We start from the raw sequence: 17,062 nt of genomic DNA on the forward strand, positions 1-17,062 counted from the left end.
CAGGCGAGGAAGCCGGGCCGGGCAAGCGCAGCCAGGACCTCTTCACAGTGCCTCAACCCTCGCGCGAGCGCGCTACCTGGCCGGTGGGGCGATGCCGGAGGCGAGCCTCACGGGCCAGATCGCGAAGCGATGTCGCGCTCGCCCAAGCCAGGTCGGCGCCCGAGCCGCCAGGCGAGGGCACCGGGCCGGGCGAAAAACAACTACGCGCGGGTGGCGACCGAGCGCAGGAGGAAGCCGAGGTTGGACGGGCGCTCGGCCAGCCGGCGCATGAAGTAGGCGTACCACTCGGCTCCGTACGCGACGTAGACGCGGACCTGGGAGCCCTGCCCGGCCAGCCGCAGCTGCTCCTGCGGGCGGATGCCGTAGAGCATCTGGTACTCGAAGGTGTCGGCGTCGCGCCCGTTCAGCACCGCGAGCGCCCCGGCGATGTCGATCAGCCGGGGGTCGTGCGTGGCCAGCATCGGGTAGCCCTTGCCCGCCATCAGGACCTTCATGCACCGCACGAACGACTTGTCGACCTCGGCCCTGTCGGTGAAGGCCACCGACTCGGGCGCCGCGTAGGCGCCCTTGCACAGCCGGACGCGGGAACCCTCGAACGCCAGCTCGGCGCACACCTCCTCGGCCCTGCGCAGGTACGACTGGACGACCGCGCCGGTCTCGGGGAAGTCGCGGCGCAGCTCCTGCACCGTGAGGAGCGTGGACCTGACCGTGGAGAAGCCTTCAAGGTCGACGGTGACGGTGGTGCTCGCGGAGCGGGCGGCAGAGCAGACCAGCCGGGCGTTCTCCAGCGCGAGGGCGTCGTCGACCGGCTGGCCGACCGCCGTGAGCTTCAGCGAGACCTCGGCGCGGGTGCCGAGCCCGGCCGCGCCCAGCCCTTCGAGCAGCTCGACGTACTGCGCGGTGGTCCTGGCGGCCTGGCGGGCGTCCTGGACGTCCTCGCCGAGGACGTCCAGGCTCACCAGCAGGCCCTCCGCGGTCAGCTCCTCGGTGACGCGCCGCGCGTCGTCGATCGTCTCGCCCGCGATGAACCGCCGGACGACGTCGCGGCCGAAGGGCGTGGTGTTCACGAGCCTGCGCGCGCCAACGCTGCGTGAGGCCGCGAGCAGGGCCTGACGAAGCACTTCACACCCCTTGTCCACAGGGGCGGCGTCGTCCCTGTGTCCCCAGGCTACGCCCCGCCCGGACGGCGCTCAGGAGACGGTGCCGACGCTGTTGACCCCGCCGTACCGCTTGACGTAGTCGGCCATCTCGGCGGTCTTCACGGCCTCGAACAGGGCGGACGACTTGGCCTTGTCGAGCAGCACCACGCTCTGCTTGCCGCGCTGCGCGCTGCCCTTGTTGGGCGCGGTCAGGAACTGCACGTCGCCGGCCCGGATGCCGCGCAGGCTGACCGCCAGCGAGCGCAGCTTGCCGGCCGAGACGCCGTCGTCCACGCTGATCGACTTGGTGAACGCCGACAGGAACCGGTCGAGCTTGAGCGGGTTGCTGACCGTGCCGCCGTTCGCGGCCTTCTTCGCCAGCGCACCGAGGAACGCCTGCTGCCGCCTGATCCGGTCGAAGTCGCCGTTCGGCAGGTTGTAGCGCTGCCGGACGAACAGTAGGGCCTTCTCGCCGTCCAGCGTCTGCCGGCCCGCCGTCCAGTTCACCTTGCGGGCGGGGTCGTAGACGCTCTGCTTGATGTCGATCTCGACGCCGCCGAGCGCGTCGGTCATCGTCTTGAACCCGGCGAAGTCGATCGCGCCGAAGTGGTCGACGCGGGCACCGGTGAGGTGCTCCACGGTCTCGATGAGCAGCTTCGGGCCCCCGAAGGAGAACGCCGCGTTGATCTTCTGGGCGCCGTAGCCGGGGATGTTCACCCACGAGTCGCGCGGGAACGAGATCACGTACGCCTTGCTGCGGTCGGCCGGGAGGTGCAGCAGCATGATGGTGTCGGACCGCTGCCCGCCGGGCTTCCACACGTCGTTGCCGTCGCCGGTGGTGCCGGCGTCGGCGCGGGTGTCGGAGCCGACGAGCAGCCAGTTCTCGGTGCCGGTCACGTTGGGCCCGGGGCGCTGCCCGCCGGGCATGACGCCGTGCACCCGGTCGATGTTGCCGTTGTAGGACGACTGCCGCTGCCACAGGAGGGCGCCGGTACCGGCGACGATCAGTGCGACGAAGACGCCCACGGCGATGAGGACCCGCGGCCAGCGGCGCTTCCGGCGCCGGTGCCCGTCGCCGCCGGACCCGGCCTCGCCGCCCTCGCCGCCGGACCCGCCCTCGCCCCAGAAGGCGTTCGCGTCGTCCGGACCGGGCCGGCCCGGCATGACCGGGTCCGCCGCTTGCGGCTGCGCGCCTGCGGGTTGCTGCGGCGCCGGAGGGCCGGACGGGTTCACGGGGCTCATGGCGCCGAAGCTACCAGCAGGACCCCATCGGGAATCGCCGCTTTCGCCTGGGTGTCCGGATCGGGGCACGAGGACCGCCGGACGGGTCCGGTCGAGGGGGCGCGGCCCGCCGGACGGGCCGGTTCAGGGGGTACGGCGGCGCAGCGTGGCCGCTCCGAGCATCAGGGCCAGCAGCGCGCACCCGGCGATGACCGCCAGGTCGACGGCCAGGGAACCGGTGAAGCCGGTCTCGCGGCTCACCTCCTGCATCGCGTCCACCGCGTAGGTCAGCGGCAGCACCCGGGAGATCGCCTCCAGCCAGGACGCCATCTGGTCGCGCGGCATGATCAGCCCGCACAGCAGCGCCTGGGGCAGCACGAACGCGGGCATGAACTGGACCGCCTGGAACTCGGTGCGCGCGAACGCGCTGGCGAACAGGCCGAGCGCCATGCCGAGCAGCGCGTCCAGCACCGCCACCAGGACCAGCGCCCACACCGGCCCGGCCAGGTCCAGGCCGAGCCAGGTCAGCGAGATCAGCAGCACCACGCCGACCTGGACCAGGGCGATCAGGCCGAAGGCCAGCGCGTAGCCGAACAGCAGGTCCAGCTTGCCGAGCGGCGTGGTCATCAGCCGTTCCAGCGTGCCGCCGGTGCGCTCGCGCAAGGTGCCGACGCTGGCCACGATGAACATGATCACGAACGGGAACACGCCGAGCAGCATCGGCCCGACCCGGTCGAAGGTCTCGGGCCGGTCGAAGACGTACCGCAGCAGGATCATCAGCAGGCTGGGCACGCCGACCAGCAGTCCCAGGGTGCGGCGGTCGTGGCGGAGCTGCACCAGGATGCGGCGCGTCGTGGCGAGGGTGATCGTGAGGCTCATGCCGTGCTCCCGCCGCGCTCGGTGATCAGCCGGAGGAAGGCCCCCTCCAGGTCGGCGGCCCCGGTGCGGGACCGCAGGGACTCGGGCGCGCCGTCCGCCAGGACGCGGCCCTCGCGCATCAGCAGCAGCCGGTCGGTGCGGCCCGCCTCGTCCATGACGTGGCTGGACACGATGAGGGTGGTGCCGCGGCCCGCAAGCTCGCGGAACAGCTCCCACAGCTCCTGGCGCAGCACCGGGTCCAGGCCGACGGTCGGCTCGTCCAGGACGAGCAGTTCGGGGCCGCCGAGCAGGGCGACGGCGAGGTTGACCCGGGTGAGCTGTCCGCCGGACAGGGTCGCCGCGACCTGGTCGCGGTGCCGGCCGAGCCCGACCTCGTCGACCACCCGGGCGGGGTCCGAGCGGGGCGCGCCGAGGACGGCGGCGAAGTACCGCAGGTTCTCGCCCACGCTGAGGTCGCCGTAGACGGCGGGCGCCTGGGTGGCGTACCCGACGCGGCGGCGCAGCGCGGGCGAGCCGGCCGGCTCGCCGAGCACGGTCACCGTGCCGCTCTTGACGATCTGCACCCCGACCAGGGCCCGCATCAGGGTGGTCTTGCCGCAGCCGCTCGGGCCGAGCAGTCCGAGCAGCGAGCCGCGGGCCGCCTCGAAGCCGATCCCGTACAGGACGTCCCGGCCGCCGCGCTCCACCCGGAGGTCGCGGACGCTGACCGCTGGAACTGAACTCATCATGTGTTGAATTTAGATCGCCGAACCGGCCCGGTCAAGGAGAGCGGGCGGAGCGGACGTCCGGAAACACCAAAATCCCCAGGGCGAGGGCCCAGGGGACGCATGGGAGGGAGAGGAGGGGACGGGACGGCGGTTCAGCCGTCGCCGTCAGGCGGTCCTTCGGTGAGGTGGCGCTGGAGCGTCGGGCCGAGGAGCGCGACGAGCTCGTCCTCGGAGGCGGAGGCGATCGGCTCCACCCGCAGCACGTACCGCAGGATCATCGCGCCGATGAGCTGCCCCGCGGCGGCGTTCACCCGGAGCGCCGGGATGCCCTGCGCCTCGCCCGCGCGCGCGAACAGCTCGGTCACCACGAACTCGCGCATCATCGCGGCGGCCCGCTCGTTGGTCATCGCCGAGCGGAGCATGGCCAGGATCGGCGCGCGGCGATCCTCGTCGCCCCAGACCTCCAGGAACGTGCGCGCCAGCGCCTCGCCGCGCCGTTCCGCGGGCGCCGCCATGATCCTCGGCAGCAGCCGGGACGGATCGACCGGGAACCGCATGGCCTGGACGAACACGCCCTCCTTGTTGCCGAAGAAGTGGTGCACCAGCGCGGGATCGACCCCGGCGGCCCGCGCGATGGCGCGCAGCGAGGCGCCGTCGTAGCCCTTCTCCGCGAACAGCCCGCGCGCCGCGGCCAGGATCGCCTCGCGGGTCTCGGTCGGCCCGGGACGGCGCCCGGGGCCCCGTCCCGGCCTCGCGGCAGCGGGCCCGGCCGGCGGACGCGCCGCCTCGCTCACCGCGTGCTCCGAGGGGAGACCTCACCGCCCGGGGTGACCTCCCAGGTGCGGTCGGCGGCGGCCAGGTGCAGGCGGGCGAAGGCGAGGGCCTCGGCCAGGTCCTCGGTCCGCTCGGCCCGGGAGGCGGCGCGGCGGGTGTTGACCTCCAGGACGACGTGGCCGCGGAACGCGCCGTCGGCGAGCGTCTCCAGGATCGGTCCGCACGGCTGGCCGCCCCGTCCCGGCACCAGGTGCTCGTCCTTGTTGGTGGTGCCGAGGCCGTCGGCGAGGTGCAGGTGCCGCAGCCGGTCGCCGAGCAGCCCGGCCATCTCGATCGCGTCGGACCCCGAGACCGCGGTGTGCGACAGGTCGAGGGTCACGTACGGATAGTCCTGGTCGACGGGGTTCCAGTCGGGCAGGTACATGCCGGCCTCGGCGCCGCGCGCCTTCAGCGGGAACATGTTCTCGACCGCGAAGAGGACGTCGGTCTCGTCCTGCATGCGGGCCAGCCCCTCGACGAACTCCCGCGCGTACTCGCGCTGCCAGCGGAACGGCGGGTGCACCACCACGACCTCGGCGCCGAGCTCCTCGGCGACCTCCTTGGACCGCACCAGCTTGCCCCAGGGCTCGCGGCCCCAGACCCGCTGGGTCAGCAGCAGGCAGGGCGCGTGGATCGACTTGATCGGGACCTGGTGGTACTCGGAGAGCCGGCGCAGCACGTTGAGGTCCTGCGAGGAGGCGTCGGTGGAGACCATCACCTCGATGCCGTCGTATCCCAGCAGCGCGGCCGTCTCGAAGGCGCTCGGCACCTTCTCCGGATAGACCGACGCGGTGGAGAGCGTGATCGGCGCGTCCGGGACGCGGATGACCGGGGTAACGGCACCGTTGTGCTGCGGGGTCAAGGCTCCCTCGCCAGATGGTCGTCAGGGCGATGTTCGTGGGGTCGGGCATTTTCGGCTGTACTCGTGGGAAAGCCTATGCGCCCGCGGCGGCCGAGCGCCCTCCGGCTCGGCGTGATCCTGATTTCTTGACGGCGCCGATGGATACGCTCTGCTGGTCATGGTGGAGATCGCATCGGGCGCCGTCCCCAGCCCCAACATCTGGAACGCCCCGCAGCTGTACGAGATCGAGAACCGCGCCGCCGACCCGGACGGGACGCTGGAGTCGGCGATGCGCGCCATCCGCCCGTGGGACGGCGCGACGGTGCTCGACCTCGGCTGCGGCACCGGCTACCACCTGCCCGCCTTCGCGCGGGACGCGGCGCGGGTGGTCGGGGTGGAACCGCACGCCGGGCTCGCGGCGGCGGCCCGGCGGCGCGTCCGCGGGCTGCCGAACGTCGCGGTGCGCGTCGGCGCGGCACAGGCGCTGCCGCTGCCGGACGCGTCGGTCGACGTGGTGCACGTCCGCTGGGCCTACTTCTTCGGGCCCGGCTGCGAGCCGGGGCTGGCCGAGCTCGACCGCGTGGTGCGGCGCGGCGGCGCCATCTTCGTCATCGACAACGACGCGACCCGGTCCACCTTCGGCGGCTGGTTCCGGCGGAGCCTGCCGTCCTACGACCCGGGGGCCGTCGAGCGGTTCTGGTCGCGGCGCGGATTCTCCCGCGAGCCGCTGATGATCCGCTGGTCGTTCCAGAGCCGGGACGACCTGGCCGCGGTGCTGCGGATCGAGTTCCCCGCCGAGCTGGCCGCCGCGTGCCTGCGCGAGCATCCCGGGCTGGAGGTGGACTACGCGGTGAATCTGTGGTGGCGTTGCCCTTGAAGTTACTGACGGGTTGGTCACATTCGGGAATCCACCCTGGCCGCTACTGACCCGCTGTACAACAATGGCCGCGCAGACGCCGGAGGGGGAGGACCGACCATGGGCCGTGCCGCCAGGACGAGCCGCACCATCCTTGCCGCGACCGCGCTCGGCGCGGGCGCCGCCGGAGCCGGGCTCGCCGCGCAGCGCCGCGCCGTGCGCCGGCTCCAGCTCCGGCCCGACCCCTACGCGGGCGAGCCGTTCGGCTCGCTGCGCGGGCGTCCCGTGCCGGTGCGCGCGGGCGACGGCACCCGCCTGTACGCCGAGATCGACGGCGCCGACCGCACCGACCTGGCCGTGGTCTTCTCGCACGGCTGGACGCTCACCCAGGACTCCTGGCACTTCCAGCGCAAGGCGCTGCGCGGCCTCGGCCGGCTGGTCTTCTGGGACCAGCGCGGGCACGGCCGCTCCGACGGCGGCGCCCGCGACGGCTACGCCCTCCCCGGGCTCGCCGGCGACCTGGCCGCGGTGATCGAGCGGACCGTCCCCGAGGACACCCCGGTGGTGCTGGTCGGGCACTCCATGGGCGGCATGACGGTCATGCGGTACGCCGACCGGCACCCCGACCTGATCGGCCGCAAGATCGTCGCGGCCGGCCTGCTGTGCACCTCCTCGGGCGGGCTCGGCGAGGTCGATCTCGGCCTGCCCGCGCTGCTGGCGCGCGGCACCCACCGGGTGCTCCCCCGCGCGCTGCGCGCGGCCGGCGCCGGGTCCCCGCTGATCGAGAAGGTCCGGCACCTCGGCCGGGACGGCTCGATGCTGATCGAGGACCTGATCGCGTTCGGCCCGGACGCCTCCCCCGCCGCGGTCGCGTTCGCCGAGCAGATGATGACCGAGACCCGGATGGACGCGCTCACCGACTTCTTCCGCTCGATGATCACGCACCGGGAGATCAGCGACTGCGCCGCCCTGGGCCGGGCCGACACCCTGGTCATCGGCGCGGAGCACGACGCGCTCACCCCGGTCGAGCACAGCCTGCGGATCGCCACCCGCGTGCCGTCGGCGCGCCTGGAGGTCGTCCCGGGGGCCGGCCACATGGCGATGCTGGAGCGGCCGAGCGTCGTCTCCGATCACCTCGGCGACCTGATCGAACGGGCCCGCAAGACCGTGACCGACTGAGAACCCGGCGCGGACCACGGGGATTGTCGGCGGCACCCTCTACGCTTCGCGCATGGCGAAGGCGAAGACGGCGAAGGCCACCTACCGCTGCTCCGACTGCGGCTGGCAGACCTCCAAGTGGGTGGGGCGCTGTGGCGAGTGCCAGGCGTGGGGCACGGTCACCGAGGCGGGCTCGGCCACCCCGGCGCGGGTGGTCACGGCGGGCGCGGTGAGCGCTCCGGCCCTGCCGATCGGCCAGGTCGACGTCCGGTCCTCGCAGTCCCGGCCCACCGGCCTCGACGAGCTCGACCGGGTGCTCGGCGGCGGCATCGTGCCCGGTGCCGTCGTGCTGCTCGCGGGCGAGCCCGGGATCGGCAAGTCGACGCTGCTCCTCGAGGTCGCCGCGCTCGCCTCCACCGCGTCCGACTCCGCCGCCGACGCGCAGCGGTTCGCCTCCGCCAACGGCACCGGCACCGGCACCGGCACCGGCCCGGCGGACGGCGCCGCGACGGGGGTTCCGCAGCAGAGGGGCGGCGGGGAGTCCCTCCCCCGGCAGCCGGCGTCCGAACAGGAAGACCGGACCCCCACTCCCGTGCTCTACATCACCGGTGAGGAGTCGGCCGAGCAGGTTCGGCTGCGCGCCGACCGGGTCGGCGCGATCACCGACGACCTCTACCTGGCCGCCGAGACCGAGCTGTCGGCCGTGCTCGGGCACATCGAGACCGTCCGGCCCACCCTGGTGGTGGTCGACTCCATCCAGACGATCGGCACTTCCGAGGTCGACGGCGCCCCCGGCGGCGTCACGCAGATCCGCGAGGTCGCCGCCAACCTCATCCGGGTCGCCAAGGAGCGCGGCATCACCGTGGTCCTGGTCGGGCACGTGACCAAGGAGGGCGCGATCGCCGGCCCGCGCCTGCTCGAGCACCTGGTCGACGTGGTGCTCTACTTCGAGGGCGACCGGCACAGCCGGCTCCGCATGATCCGCGCCGTCAAGAACCGCTACGGCCCCACCGACGAGCTCGGCTGCTTCGACCTGTCCGAGGTCGGCATCGTCGGGCTGCCCGACCCGAGCGGGCTGTTCCTGACCCGCCGCGACGAGCCCGTCCCCGGCACCTGCGTGACCGTCACACTGGAGGGCCGCCGGCCGCTGGTCGCCGAGGTGCAGGCGCTGGTCGCCAAGTCGCACCTGCCCGCGCCGCGCCGGGCGACCTCCGGGCTCGACACCTCCCGCGTGTCGATGGTGCTGGCCGTCCTCGCCCAGCGCTGCAAGATCTCCATGCACGAGCAGGACGTGTACGTCTCGACCGTCGGCGGCGTCCGGCTGTCGGAGACCTCGGTCGACCTCGCGCTCGCGCTCGCGGTCGCCGGGTCCACCGTCGAGCAGTCCCTGTCGAGCAGCCTGATCGCGCTCGGCGAGGTCGGGCTGGCGGGCGAGGTGCGGGTCGTCCCGGGGGTCCAGCGGCGGCTGGCCGAGGCCGCCCGGCTCGGCTTCAAGCACGCGGTCGTCCCGCGCGGTTCGCTGGAACTCGCCGACGGCTCCCCGCTCAAGCGGGCCGATCCCCAGCTCTCGAGTTACGAGGGGATGAAGGTGATGGAGGTCGACAGCCTGCAACAAGCGCTGCAAGTATCCTTTACAGCGCCGTAACACGCGTCACGCCAGAGTATTACGCCACGCGGCACATGCTGCGACCAGGGGAGGAACCGGTCCGGGCCCCTCCTCGGTAAACTGACGCCGTCCAGCGACCTCCGGGGGCCAGGTGCCAGCACACGACAAGGCTCATGACGAACGACGCCGCGCCACGCTCGCCGCGGTGGCCCCGGGCACCCAGATCCGCGACGGTCTGGAACGCATCCTGCGGGGGCACACCGGCGGTCTGATCGTGCTCGGCTACGACCGGCTCGTCCAGGAGCTGTGCACCGGGGGGCTTCGAACTCGACGTCGAGTTCTCCGCCACCCGGCTGCGCGAGCTCGCCAAGATGGACGGGGCCATCGTCCTCGACAGCACCCACGGGCGCATCGTGCGCGCCGCGGTGCATCTCGTACCCGACTCCACCCTGCCCACCGAGGAGTCGGGCACCAGGCACCGCACCGCCGAGCGGGTCGCCAGACAGACCCGCTATCCGGTGATCTCGGTCAGCCAGTCGATGCACATCATCGCGCTCTACCTCGACGGCATCCGCTACGTCCTGGAGGACTCGGCGGCCATCCTGTCCAAGGCCAACCAGGCCCTGGCCACCCTCGAGCGCTACAAGCTGCGGCTCGACGAGGTGTCGGGCACGCTGTCCGCGCTGGAGATCGAGGACCTGGTCACGGTCCGCGACGTCGCCGCCGTGGTGCAGCGGCTGGAGATGGTGCGCCGGATCGCCGACGAGATCGAGGGGTACGTCGTCGAGCTCGGCACCGACGGCCGGCTGCTCTCGCTCCAGCTCGACGAGCTGGTCTCCGGCGTCGACGTCGACCGGGAGCTGATCGTCCGCGACTACCCGTCCGCGGGCGCCCGCGACCGCGGGGTCGACGCCGTGCTGACCGCGCTCGACGTGCTGTCGGCCAACGACCTGCTCGACCTGTCGACCGTCGCCGAGGTGATGGGGTTCACCGGTCCCGACTCGCTCGACCTGCCGGTCAGCCCCAAGGGCTACCGCCTGCTCGCCAAGGTGCCGCGGCTGCCGAGCCTGGTGATCGAGCGCCTCGTCGAGCACTTCGGCGGTCTCCAGAAGCTCCTGGCCGCGGGCATCGACGACCTCCAGGCCGTCGGCGGCGTGGGCGAATCGCGCGCCCGCAGCGTCCGCGAGGGGCTGTCCCGGCTGGCCGAGTCGTCCATCCTCGAACGCTACGTCTGACGGGCCGCCCGAACCGGGCCGCCCGAACCGGGCCGCCCGAACCGGGCGGCCCGGGTCTCCCGGTGCCGCGAACCGCCCCTCGCGGGCCGGGCGGCGGTCAGCGCAGGTGGAAGACCTGGTCGTCGACCTTGGCTCCGGCGGCCTTGACCGTCGCGACGTAGGTGCCGGGCCGGGCGGTCCTCCGGTCGCCCTTGCAGCCGTCCGAGCCGCGCTTGCGGTCCCAGCCGACCGTGTCGACGTACGGGACGCCGCGGCGCAGCGTCTTGACCGACGAGCCGTCGCCCCGGCCGCACTGCGCCGACGACCAGACCTGGTCGGGCCCGGACGTGATCCGCACGTCCAGCGCCCGCGACCCGACGTCGAACGTGCATGTCCGCTTGCCGGTGTTGACGGCCGTCACCCGGAACGTCGGCCGATCGCCGCCCGCGTAGGTGGCGCGGGTCACCGCCATCGCGATCACAACGTCGCCGGGCGCGCAGGCGTCACCGTCCTTCGCGGCGGGCGCGGTTGCGGCGGTGGAGGTGGCGGTGGCGGTGGCCTTGGTCGTCGCGGTGACCGTCACCGTCGGCATCGCCGTGGGCGCGGGCGGCACGCCCGGGCTCGCGCCGGCCACCTCGGCGGCGTTGTGCGGCGGCTTCCCATCGTCGCCGCCGCCCGCGCAGGCCCAGGTCAGCAGGCCCACGACGCCGACCACCCCGATCAGCGCGACGGCGCGCCGCCGCCAGTACTCGTCCAGTCCAGAAGCGTCGGTATCACGTCCAGTGTCCGAACCCATACGGTCAGTATGCGTTTGTTTATCTGGTGAGCGGTGGAGAACCGCCGTGCCAGAATGGCGAGTCGTCATGAATTCCACCCACACCGACCAGATTCTCGACTGGTATGCCGCCAATGCCCGGGACCTGCCCTGGCGCGCGCCGGACGCGACCCCCTGGAGCGTCCTGGTCAGCGAGATCATGCTCCAGCAGACACCGGTGAACCGCGTCCTGCCGGCCTGGTCCGCCTGGACGGCGCGCTGGCCCACACCCGGCGCGCTCGCCGCCGAGCCGTCCGGCGAGGCGGTCCGGGCCTGGGGGCGGCTCGGCTACCCGCGCCGCGCCCTGCGCCTGCACCAGAGCGCCCGCGCGATCGTCGAACGGCACGGCGGCGAGGTCCCCACGTCCCACGGTGACCTGCTCGCGCTGCCCGGCATCGGCGCCTACACGGCCGCGGCCGTCGCGAGCTTCGCGTTCGGGCAGCGGCACGCCGTGCTCGACACCAACGTCCGCCGCGTCCTGGCGCGGCTGGTCTCGGCGCAGGAGTACCCGCCGAAGTCGCAGACCAAGGCCGAGGTGCGGCTCGCCGAATCGCTGCTCCCGCTCGACCCGCCGACCGCCGCCCGCTGGGGCGTCGCGGTGATGGAGCTCGGCGCCCTCGTCTGCACGGCGCGCTCGCCCCGGTGCGTCGACTGCCCGGTGCTCGGCGCGTGCGCGTGGCAGAAGGCGGGCCGTCCCGCCTACGACGGGCCGCCGCGCAAGGGCCAGACCTACGCGGGCACCGACCGGCAGTGCCGGGGCCGCATTCTGGCCGTCCTCCGCGACGCCGAGGGCCCGGTGGGCAAGCCCGCGCTGGACGTGGTCTGGTCCGACTCCGTCCAGCGCGAACGCGCCCTCGACGGCCTGGTCTCCGACGGCCTGGTCGACCCGCTGGACGACGGCCGCTACGCCCTCCCCGGCTGACCGGGGAGGGCGCGGCGGCGCGCCGGGCGGCGGCGCTCCGTCAGGCGGCGGCCCTGTCCGCGGCGAGCAGCCACTCCAGCGTGGCCGGGGTCGCGTCGAAGTGGCCCGCGTGACCGGCGTCCTCCTGGCGGACCAGTGTCGCGCCCGGAATCCGCCCGGCGAGCCATTCGCCGTGCGCGACCGGCACGACCGAGTCCTGCGCACCGTGCCAGATCCGCACGGGCACGCCGACCGAGGCGGCGTCGAACCCCCACGGCGAGCCCCATAGGGCGACGACGTCGTCGACCCATCCGTCCAGCCCGGGCCGCATCGCCTCGGCGAACGCGGCGCCGAGCATGTCCCGGATCGCGGGCCGCGCCAGCACCGCCTGCTCGGCCTCCGGCAGCGCGGGCGGAGCCGCGGAGCCGACCGCCGACAGGTGCGTGTGCACGGCGGCCCGACCCAGCAGCGCCGCGATCGCGCTGACCTGGTTGCCTTCCATCATCCCGGCCGTCCAGTCCAGGCCCGCGGCGTCGCGCGGCGCCATGCCGGCCAGCGTGGCGACGCGGGTGACCCGGTCGGGATGGGCGGCGGCGACCGCGAGCGCGTGCGGTCCGCCGCCCGAGACCCCGAACACCGCGAACCGGCCGATCCCGAGCGCGTCGGCGATCGCCACGGCGTCGCCGGCCGCGTCCGCCACCACCCGGCCGGGCGCGGCCTCCGACGCGCCGAACCCCGGCCGGTCGTAGGTGATCAACCGGATTCCGAGCCGGTCGAACAGCTCCCCGTCCGGGTACCGCGCCAGCCGCCCCATCGGAGTGCCGTGCAATGAGAGGACCGGTGTCCCGTCCGGGACGCCCCACTCCTCCGCGGCCAGCGTCCGGCCGTCACCAGTGATCACCTTGTGCATGCCCGCGAACCTATCCACCGGCGGCCCGTCTCAGGGCCGAATCCACAGATAGCGGATTATGGCTGCGACGCGACGCGCCGCTTCTCGTAGGTGTCGACGATGCGGCCGAGCTGGGCGAACTTCTCGGTGTAGGAGAAGGGGTAGGCGCCGGGCTGCGATGCCGGCCGGCGGGCGTCGGTGTACTGGGTGCCGAGGTTCGAGAAGACGGCCACGATGTAGCTGCGCCCGCCCTTGCCCGGCAGGGCCTTGACGATGCCCGCCTCACTGGCGGTGTTGTTCACCCAGCCGGTCTTGTGGGCGAAGGAGACCTCGGCCTTCTTGTTGCACGGCCGTACGTCCCGCCCGAACTTGTTCCCGTCGACGGTCACGGTGCCGTCGGCGCCCACCCAGCGGGACGGCGCCGCGTTGGGAAGGCCAGGCGCGGGGTAGTTCCCGCCGCACCAGTTCGTGGACGACAGCATGTCGTTGAACCCCTGCTGCTTCAGCAGGCCCTGGAACACCCTGCGGGACGCGGCGCTGAGCACAGCGCTCGTGACCGGCTTCCCGTTCGGCGCGGTCCAGGCCCGGCCGGGGACGCCGTTGATGAGCGTCAGCAGCTTGGCGGTGTCGAGCGAGCTCATCGTGACGGCGTTGCCCCAGTGCCCTCCGTTGACCGGGTTGGTGTCCTTGAGCTGGAGCGTCCGCAGCCCGAGGTCCTGGAAGGTCTGGTTGAGCGGGTCGACGGCCTTGTGGTCGTGTAGCAGCTTGACCAGGGCGCAGGACGCGGCGTTCGAGGAGTACGTGAGCGAGGCGTCCATGTACTGCCGGACGGTCTTGCTGCTGGCCTCGCCGCACAGCGAGCTGATCTCGGTCGGCTTGTAGTCGTACACCTGGTCCAGCTTGATGACGCCCTGGTCCACCAGCCGCAGCACGCCGAAGTTGACCATCAGCTTCAGCACCGAGGCCGGGTAGGCGAGCATGTGGTCGACCGGGGCGTTCTCGCGGCCCGGAACCACGTCCACGGTGCCCTGGCCCTTGTTGGCGTACCAGCCGGCGTCGTCCCACTGGCGCCAGCGCACGTCCTCGGTGGACAGGTTCCGGTCGACCGGGACCACGATCCCGTGCTGGTACTTCGGGCTCATCAGTACGGTGCCGGACGAGACCGGCCGGCCCTTGCGGTCCAGCTCGATCACGGTCGCGTCGATCTGCGGCTGCTGGACGATCGGCTTCGGATCGGCGGCGGCGGAGAACAGCCGGGCGAGGTCGCGCGGCTTGCGGGCCTCCTTGTCCACGGGGTTCGCGAGCGACCGGGCCTGGGCCGACTCGGGCGGTGCCATGTCCAGGACGTCCTGGAACCGCAGCCGGTCCATCGTCAGCCGCAGCCGTTCGGCGACCTTGGTCACCTCGCCCTGGCCTCCGACCGTGCCCGCCCGGGTGTTGGCGACCCGGGCGGAGTTCACCGGCCCCGCCCCCGTACTGCACCCCAGTAACGCCGTCGCCGTTACCATGCCGACGGGAGCGACAATCCACATGCGCCTCAACTGATTCCCCTTTCGCTTGAGTTCGTGATCATAAAGGCCCTGTAGAAGGAGCAGACGCTGAACTCGACGAAAGGGCTGTTCGAAACGTTTTGAAATGGAACAAACCACTGCGGGCCGCGCACTGTGCGCGAAAATCCGTGGCCCCGCGGCACGGCGGAGCCGTACCGTACAGCGGTGCGTGATCTAGCCGAACTCCCCAAGGTCCACCTGCACGTCCACCTTGAGAGCACGCTGCGCTGGGAGACGCTCCGGGAGATCAGCACGGCAAACGGGGTCACGGTCCCCGAGCAGGACGCGACATTCGGCGGATTCGCGGCGTTCTTCGCACAGAACAGCCTGGTGCGCGACTGCCTGCGCCACCCGGACGACTTCCGCCGAATGGCGCGCGAATACTGCGAGGACGAGGCCGCGCAGGGCACCCGCTACGCCGAGGTGTCGTTCACCGCCGCCGCGCACGGCGAGCGCCTGGACGACCTGGACATGCCGCTGACCGCCGTCCGGGAAGGGCTCGACCAGGGCCGGACCGACTTCGGGATCGACGTCCGCCTGATCCTCGACCACTCCCGGCGCCGGCCGGTGGAGCGGGCCTGGCGGACGCTCGACCTGGCCCGCCGCCACGACGGCGTGGTCGCGGTCGGGCTGGCCGGCGACGAGGCCCATCCCGGCGAGCCGTTCACCGAGGTGTTCGCGGCGGCCCGCGACGCCGGGCTGCACGTGGTGCACCACGCGGGCGAGGGCGCGGGGCCCGGCAGCATCCGGCAGGCCCTGGACGGCGGCCGGACCGAACGGCTCGGGCACGGCATCCGGGTCCTGGACGACCCCGTCCTCGTCGCCGAGGTACGGGACCGGCGGATCCCTCTGGAGGTGTGCCCGTCGTCCAACGTCGCGCTCGGGTTCGCCCCCTCGCTCGCCGGGCACCCGCTGCCCAGGCTGCGCGAGGCGGGCCTGGTCGTGACGCTCAACACCGACATCCCGGCGCTGATCGGCACGCCGCTGACCCTGGAGTACGCCCGCGTCCGCGAGACGTTCGGGTACGGCGACGCGGTGCTCGCCGAACTGGCCGCGGCGGGGGTGGACGCCTCGTTCGCCCCGCCCGAGACCAAGGCCCGCCTGCACCACGAGATCGACGCCTGGCTCGCCGGCGAGGCTTAGCCACGTCGGCGAGCGCAGGCAGGGCCCGGCAGGCAGGGCCCGGCCAGACGCCCGGCGGCGCCGCGTCAGCCTTCGGAATCGACCGGGTGACGCTTCTTGAACGCGGTCCAGCTCGTCTCGCTGAACGGGGACCATTCCGTCGGCGCGTGCCGGAACTCCGGCCTCCGCTCCTCGACGAACCGCCGGAGCCCGGCGGGAACCTCGGACCAGCCGGCGACCTTCGCCCCCCGGCAGTGGTAGACGAGGGCGCCGGGCCGGTCCGCCATCCGCATCCAGGGGAGCCAGGGCGCCACCCGGACCCACGACAGCGTGCACGGAACGCTGCCGAGCGCGGGATCGTCCAGGTCGGCGGCGCGGGTGAAGTACTGGAAGAGCTCCATGGCCCGGTAGACGTCGTCCCCGGAGTTCGCCGGGTGGTCGGCGACCGGCAGGGGCGACGGGTAGGCCAGCAGGACATCGGTGTTGAAGACGACGTCGCCGCCGATCCGCGTCCGGGGCAGCCGGAACGGGCCGCGCGGCCCGTCGGCGAGCCAGCGGAAGTCGACCGGGTCGTTCCAGACGTGCTCGACCTCCACGTGCTCGCCGGTGTAGCGGTTGCCCCACCCGTCCGCGACCTCCCGCGAGACCGGGTCGAGGTACCTCGCCGCCTCCCGGCTGAGCAGTTCGATCCCGCCGTCGACGGCGACCGCCCTGGCGACGTTGACGCCGTCGAAACCGAACAGGTGGTGCGGGCCGTCCCCGGGGAGCCACGCGTAGACGTCTCCGGTCCACCAGACGACCGCCTCGCCCCCGCCGCGGCGCGCGCGGACCCTGACGAGGTCGTCCAGGGCCTGCTCGGGCCCTCTTTCCTGATTCATGCCGGCTCCTCTCAGCGGCCGGTTCCCGGCCGGACGTGGTTCACGACGACATGCCCTCAGCACTCTCGACGCTTACCGCACCGTCCGTTCGGTCCGCTACCCGGAGCTCACGATCGGCACGATGACCGGCATAAGAAGGATCGGGACAGCGGAGGAGACCAGGACACCCAGGGCCAGGACATCCGGGGGGCATGCGGGGCCGGGACATGCGGGGGCCGGGACATGCGGAGGACCCGCATCAGAATGTGATGCGGGTCCTCCGTCGAGCCGTTCGGCGCGCGCGTCCGCGGGTGGACGCCGGCCGGTGGTGCCGGTGGCTCAGTCCTTGTTGAAGTTGACCGCGCCCTCGATGGGCGGCGGGCTGTCGGGGACGCTGTCGGGCTTGGGAACACCCTTGAAGGTGAACTTGGCGTTCTCGCCCTCACCCTCGACACCCACGATCACGATCTGCCCGGACCGGACCTCGTTGTACAA

General features: G+C 72.9%; 16 protein-coding genes. 6 read left to right on the forward strand and 10 right to left on the reverse strand.

Features of this window, described 5'->3' with window-relative positions:
- Positions 1 to 200: 200 nt before the first annotated feature.
- From QP090_RS36545 to QP090_RS36570, 6 genes are all read right to left on the reverse strand, one after another.
- A complete protein-coding gene (locus QP090_RS36545) occupies positions 201 to 1,121 on the reverse strand; it encodes a proline dehydrogenase family protein (RefSeq protein ID WP_285944333.1) in 921 nt (306 codons plus the stop codon).
- A 69-nt stretch (positions 1,122 to 1,190) separates the two neighbouring features.
- Positions 1,191 to 2,381 carry an LCP family protein gene (locus QP090_RS36550; protein ID WP_285944334.1) on the reverse strand — a complete coding sequence of 397 codons (1,191 nt, stop codon included), beginning with the start codon at positions 2,379 to 2,381 and terminating at the stop codon, positions 1,191 to 1,193.
- A gap of 123 nt (positions 2,382 to 2,504) precedes the next feature.
- Positions 2,505 to 3,239, reverse strand: coding sequence for an ABC transporter permease (locus QP090_RS36555; protein WP_285944335.1), 735 nt, complete (start codon positions 3,237 to 3,239; stop codon positions 2,505 to 2,507).
- The gene (locus tag QP090_RS36560; protein WP_285944336.1) at positions 3,236 to 3,967 is read right to left on the reverse strand and encodes an ABC transporter ATP-binding protein; all 732 of its coding nucleotides are present in this window, start codon (positions 3,965 to 3,967) and stop codon (positions 3,236 to 3,238) included. The genes QP090_RS36555 and QP090_RS36560 overlap by 4 nt, the downstream gene beginning before the upstream one ends.
- Before the next feature lie 131 nt (positions 3,968 to 4,098).
- Complete coding sequence (locus QP090_RS36565) at positions 4,099 to 4,740, reverse strand: TetR/AcrR family transcriptional regulator (protein ID WP_285944337.1); 642 nt, start codon at positions 4,738 to 4,740, stop codon at positions 4,099 to 4,101.
- Positions 4,737 to 5,621 (reverse strand): sugar phosphate isomerase/epimerase family protein, encoded by an 885-nt coding sequence (locus tag QP090_RS36570; RefSeq protein ID WP_285944338.1) that lies wholly within the window; start codon positions 5,619 to 5,621, stop codon positions 4,737 to 4,739. Before QP090_RS36570 ends, QP090_RS36565 begins: the two co-directional genes overlap by 4 nt.
- A gap of 157 nt (positions 5,622 to 5,778) precedes the next feature.
- Between QP090_RS36570 and QP090_RS36575 the strand changes: the two genes are divergently transcribed.
- The 4 genes from QP090_RS36575 (at position 5,779) to disA (ending at position 10,455) form a co-directional block, all read left to right on the forward strand.
- Positions 5,779 to 6,477, forward strand: a complete 699-nt coding sequence (locus QP090_RS36575; protein WP_285944339.1) for a class I SAM-dependent methyltransferase — start codon at positions 5,779 to 5,781, stop codon at positions 6,475 to 6,477.
- A gap of 99 nt (positions 6,478 to 6,576) precedes the next feature.
- Complete coding sequence (locus QP090_RS36580) at positions 6,577 to 7,635, forward strand: alpha/beta fold hydrolase (RefSeq protein ID WP_285944340.1); 1,059 nt, start codon at positions 6,577 to 6,579, stop codon at positions 7,633 to 7,635.
- 52 nt (positions 7,636 to 7,687) lie between these two features.
- The gene (gene radA / locus QP090_RS36585) at positions 7,688 to 9,259 is read left to right on the forward strand and encodes a DNA repair protein RadA (protein ID WP_285944341.1); all 1,572 of its coding nucleotides are present in this window, start codon (positions 7,688 to 7,690) and stop codon (positions 9,257 to 9,259) included.
- A 314-nt stretch (positions 9,260 to 9,573) separates the two neighbouring features.
- Complete coding sequence (disA, locus tag QP090_RS36590) at positions 9,574 to 10,455, forward strand: DNA integrity scanning diadenylate cyclase DisA (protein ID WP_285944357.1); 882 nt, start codon at positions 9,574 to 9,576, stop codon at positions 10,453 to 10,455.
- 97 nt (positions 10,456 to 10,552) lie between these two features.
- Here disA and QP090_RS36595 read toward each other — a convergent pair whose 3' ends face one another.
- Positions 10,553 to 11,230, reverse strand: a complete 678-nt coding sequence (locus QP090_RS36595) for a hypothetical protein (RefSeq protein ID WP_285944342.1) — start codon at positions 11,228 to 11,230, stop codon at positions 10,553 to 10,555.
- A 67-nt stretch (positions 11,231 to 11,297) separates the two neighbouring features.
- Between QP090_RS36595 and QP090_RS36600 the strand changes: the two genes are divergently transcribed.
- Positions 11,298 to 12,170 carry an HhH-GPD family protein gene (locus QP090_RS36600; RefSeq protein ID WP_285944343.1) on the forward strand — a complete coding sequence of 291 codons (873 nt, stop codon included), beginning with the start codon at positions 11,298 to 11,300 and terminating at the stop codon, positions 12,168 to 12,170.
- A gap of 40 nt (positions 12,171 to 12,210) precedes the next feature.
- Here QP090_RS36600 and QP090_RS36605 read toward each other — a convergent pair whose 3' ends face one another.
- Entirely contained in the window at positions 12,211 to 13,059 is an 849-nt protein-coding gene (locus QP090_RS36605; RefSeq protein ID WP_285944344.1) for an alpha/beta fold hydrolase, read from the reverse strand.
- A 56-nt stretch (positions 13,060 to 13,115) separates the two neighbouring features.
- A complete protein-coding gene (locus QP090_RS36610) occupies positions 13,116 to 14,498 on the reverse strand; it encodes a serine hydrolase (protein ID WP_285944345.1) in 1,383 nt (460 codons plus the stop codon).
- A gap of 255 nt (positions 14,499 to 14,753) precedes the next feature.
- On the opposite strand from QP090_RS36610, the gene add reads away from it, so the two are divergent.
- The gene (gene add, locus QP090_RS36615) at positions 14,754 to 15,731 is read left to right on the forward strand and encodes an adenosine deaminase (protein ID WP_285944346.1); all 978 of its coding nucleotides are present in this window, start codon (positions 14,754 to 14,756) and stop codon (positions 15,729 to 15,731) included.
- 65 nt (positions 15,732 to 15,796) lie between these two features.
- Here add and QP090_RS36620 read toward each other — a convergent pair whose 3' ends face one another.
- Positions 15,797 to 16,588 carry a DUF1838 family protein gene (locus QP090_RS36620; protein WP_285944347.1) on the reverse strand — a complete coding sequence of 264 codons (792 nt, stop codon included), beginning with the start codon at positions 16,586 to 16,588 and terminating at the stop codon, positions 15,797 to 15,799.
- Positions 16,589 to 17,062: the final 474 nt, after the last annotated feature.

Source organism: Actinomadura xylanilytica, assembly GCF_030283145.1.
GTDB classification, from domain to species: domain Bacteria; phylum Actinomycetota; class Actinomycetes; order Streptosporangiales; family Streptosporangiaceae; genus Spirillospora; species Spirillospora xylanilytica.